Consider the following 3,329-nt stretch of genomic DNA (forward strand, 5'->3'; position numbering starts at 1 on the left):
TTTTTTGATTTCCCATGAAGTTTTCAAGCCTTTAGTATATCGAATCTGGAACACATGCTACGGGATGAGCAATACTTTCCCAATACTTTTGCGGCTTTCAATAAGCGCATGCGCTTTCGCTGCAGCTGCGAGCGGGTAGCGTTTCGAAATGACGATATTCAAATCTCCTTCTAGCATGAGCCTGGTGATTTCCTGTGCGGCTTCATGCAGAAATTCCGGACGCTGCTTGCGGTAGGTGCCCGTGCTATAGCCGATGACAGAGCGGCAGCTGGAATGGAGTTCAGTCGTTTTGACGCGCCCTGGCAGCGACCCTTCATTGGCGTGGCCAAATGAAACAATCCGGCCGAAAGGCGCCAAGCAATTCATGCTTTTCTCGAAGTTTTCGCCACCCACAGTATCCAGAATCACATCTGCTCCTTTTCCATCTGTCAGTTCATTTACAATGGCTCCGAAATCCTGGGTCCGGTAATTGATGGCGTGATCGGCGCCGAATTCTTTAGCCATTGCCGTCTTTTCGCTGCTGCCTGCTGTCCCGATAATTTTGCCTGCCCCAAAAATCCGGGCTAATTGAATGGCCGTCGAGCCGATTCCGCCAGCGGCTGCGTGGATCAGAATGGTTTCACCCCTTTCAAGCCTCGCCATTTTCCGGATAACGTTATAGGCCGTGATGCCGACCGTCAGTGAAGCGGCTGCTGTTTCAATCGGCAATTCATCCGGCACTGCAAACGTCAAAGCTTCATCCGTTTTGACGTATTCCGCATACGAGCCCTCTTTCGGAAATGCCATGACGCGGTCCCCTTTACGGAAACGAGTGACTTTGCTTCCTACTTCTGTGATAACCCCTGCACAATCAAGTCCCGGCGTGAAGGAAGCACCTGCCTCGACTCCATGGTACTGGCCTTGGCGCGCCTTGATATCCGCAAAATTGACGCTTATTGCTTCGACTTTAATCAATACCTGGGCCGGTGCAATTTCCGGCATCGGCGCATCCTCCAATTTCAGAACGGATGGCCCTCCCACTTCGTGAACAACTATCGCTTTCATATCAAAACCCCGTTTCTGTTTAGAATATCAGCATGCACGCTCCAATAAACACACCACCGTATATCAAAGCGATCATGGATTTCCAAGGCGGCAATCGCAAAATCCTTTATTCTTTTAAACCAGCATTTTTAAAAGGTAAGCTGCGTAGATTTCCTCGATTTTTTCATTGCTGTATTCCCCTTCCGGAGAGTGCCAGACTTGTACCCAATTGGTCGCACCAAGGATAATCATACGCGCCATTTTTTTCTGCTCAATCGAGAACTCGCCTTTGCTCACGCCTTCGTCGATGATTCTGTCAAAAACCTCTGCATATTCCGCACGCTTTTCAACGATTTCACCCAAATGCTCTTTGGAGAAAATCTGTTCAGGCTTAACGATCAGATTGAAGATTTCCTTTTCCCGGATCGCGACTTCCAAATGAAATTTAATCGCCATCTCCATCTTCTTCGCTGAAGAAATTTCCTGTGATAAAATCTCTTCCATCTTCTTCATGGCCTCAGACAGGATCAAATCGTGACAGCGATAAAGCAATTCTTCCTTGTTTTTAAAATAATAATAAAGCGAACCTTTTGTCATCAATAGTTCCGCTGCAATATCTTCCATCGTGGCGTTATGGTACCCTTTGCGTGAAATGACTAAGCTGGCAGAACGAAGGATATCCTCTTTTTTCTTAGCAGCTTTCCGTTCGCGTAAGCTCATCTCGTCCACCTCATTTCCAAAGGAATTGCTCTGCTAAACCGATTGTCCATCAGTGTTTTGCAGAGGCTGTTTCTTTCAGCTGTTCGCGCAATTCGAGCCTGCCGATATCGCGCAGGTGGACTTGATCTGGTCCATCCACCAAACGAAGCGTTCTCGCGTATGCATAATGGGCGGCAAGCGGGAAATCTTCTGTTAGGCCTGCTCCGCCAAATACTTGAATTGCCCGATCAATAACATTCAAAGATACACGCGGAGCTGCAATTTTTATCATCGCGATCTCTTTCCGTGCTCCCTTTGCACCTTCAGTATCAATTTTATGCGCTGCATGCAAAGTCAGCAGACGCGCCTGTTCAATTTCGATGCGGCTTTCGGCAATAATTTCTTTGATGACGTCCTTTTCCGCTAACGTGGAACCGAACGCTTCTCTGCTTTCTGCGCGCTTGCATAGTAGTTCAAGTGCCCGCTCTGCTGCGCCGATCGCCCGCATGCAATGGTGGATGCGTCCTGGCCCCAATCGCCCTTGCGCGATTTCAAAACCACGGCCCTCGCCTAACAGCATATTGCCAACCGGCACCCGGACATTCGTATAATGCACTTCCGCATGTCCTTGAGGCGCATCGTCGTAGCCGAACACCGTTAATGGCCGTTTGATTTCGACTCCCGGTGCATCAAAAGGCACCAAAATCATTGATTGCTGTTGATGCTTTGCTGCAGTCGGATCGGTTTTCCCCATGACGATGGCAATTTTGCAGCGCGGGTCCATGGCACCGGTCGTCCACCATTTTTTCGCGTTAATGACATACTCATCTCCGTCGCGAACAATGCTGCTCTGGATATTCGTCGCATCCGAAGAGGCCACATCCGGTTCTGTCATCGAGAAACATGAGCGGATTTCACCGCGCAGCAGAGGCTCAAGCCATTGCTTTTTCTGTTCTTCCGTACCGTATTTCACAAACACTTCCATATTGCCAGTATCTGGCGCGTTGCAATTGAAAATCTCGGGAGCAATCAAAGAACGGCCCATAATTTCACAGAGATGCGAGTAATCGTAATTGGATAGACCCGCTCCGTAACGGGGGTCGTCCAAAAACAGATTCCATAATCCCTGTTCTTTGGCTTTCGCTTTCAGCTCTTCGATAATTGGCGGAATTGTCCAGCGGTCTTCCGCTTCCTGCAAGTATTTTTCCACTGTCGATTCATTTGGATAAACGTATTCGTCCATAAATTGCAGTAAACTCTTTTGCAACTCTTGGGCTCTTGGCGACAATTCTTTAAGCATTTGCAGTTCCTCCAATATTTCGCAATGTATTTCCAAATGGAAACCCTTTCATTTTCACATTAATACTATCAGTTATTTTGAATGCTTATTCAAAGTTAGTATAAAGATCTGGCAACACGTCACGTTTTAGCTACTAGGACCTTTACGAGGCTATGTATGTTCCTCCTTTCAACGTAAATCACTTCGTTATTTTTAACTTTTTTATTTTTTTTACTTTTGGTCGTTTTAGTTCCGTATTTAGAACGTCCTTGCATACGGCCGTTAACTCCAGCAGTATCAAGTGCTCCACGTACGATATGGTAACGCA

The 3,329-nt window shown here is 47.3% G+C and carries 3 protein-coding genes and 1 pseudogene; all 4 read right to left on the bottom strand.

Annotated elements, in window-relative coordinates; all coding sequences use genetic code 11:
- Window positions 1-57: 57 nt before the first annotated feature.
- Complete coding sequence (locus EGV91_RS10545) at window positions 58-1,044, bottom strand: quinone oxidoreductase family protein (RefSeq protein WP_135503524.1); 987 nt, start codon at window positions 1,042-1,044, stop codon at window positions 58-60.
- A 114-nt stretch (window positions 1,045-1,158) separates the two neighbouring features.
- Window positions 1,159-1,743, bottom strand: a complete 585-nt coding sequence (locus EGV91_RS10550; protein ID WP_135503526.1) for a TetR/AcrR family transcriptional regulator — start codon at window positions 1,741-1,743, stop codon at window positions 1,159-1,161.
- A 49-nt stretch (window positions 1,744-1,792) separates the two neighbouring features.
- Window positions 1,793-3,022, bottom strand: a complete 1,230-nt coding sequence (locus tag EGV91_RS10555) for an acyl-CoA dehydrogenase family protein (RefSeq protein WP_135503528.1) — start codon at window positions 3,020-3,022, stop codon at window positions 1,793-1,795.
- A gap of 206 nt (window positions 3,023-3,228) precedes the next feature.
- A pseudogene (locus tag EGV91_RS10560) lies at window positions 3,229-3,329 on the bottom strand (30S ribosomal protein S12); the annotation flags it as partial.

The organism is Planococcus koreensis, assembly GCF_004761975.1.
Classification (GTDB): Bacteria; Bacillota; Bacilli; order Bacillales_A; family Planococcaceae; genus Planococcus; species Planococcus koreensis.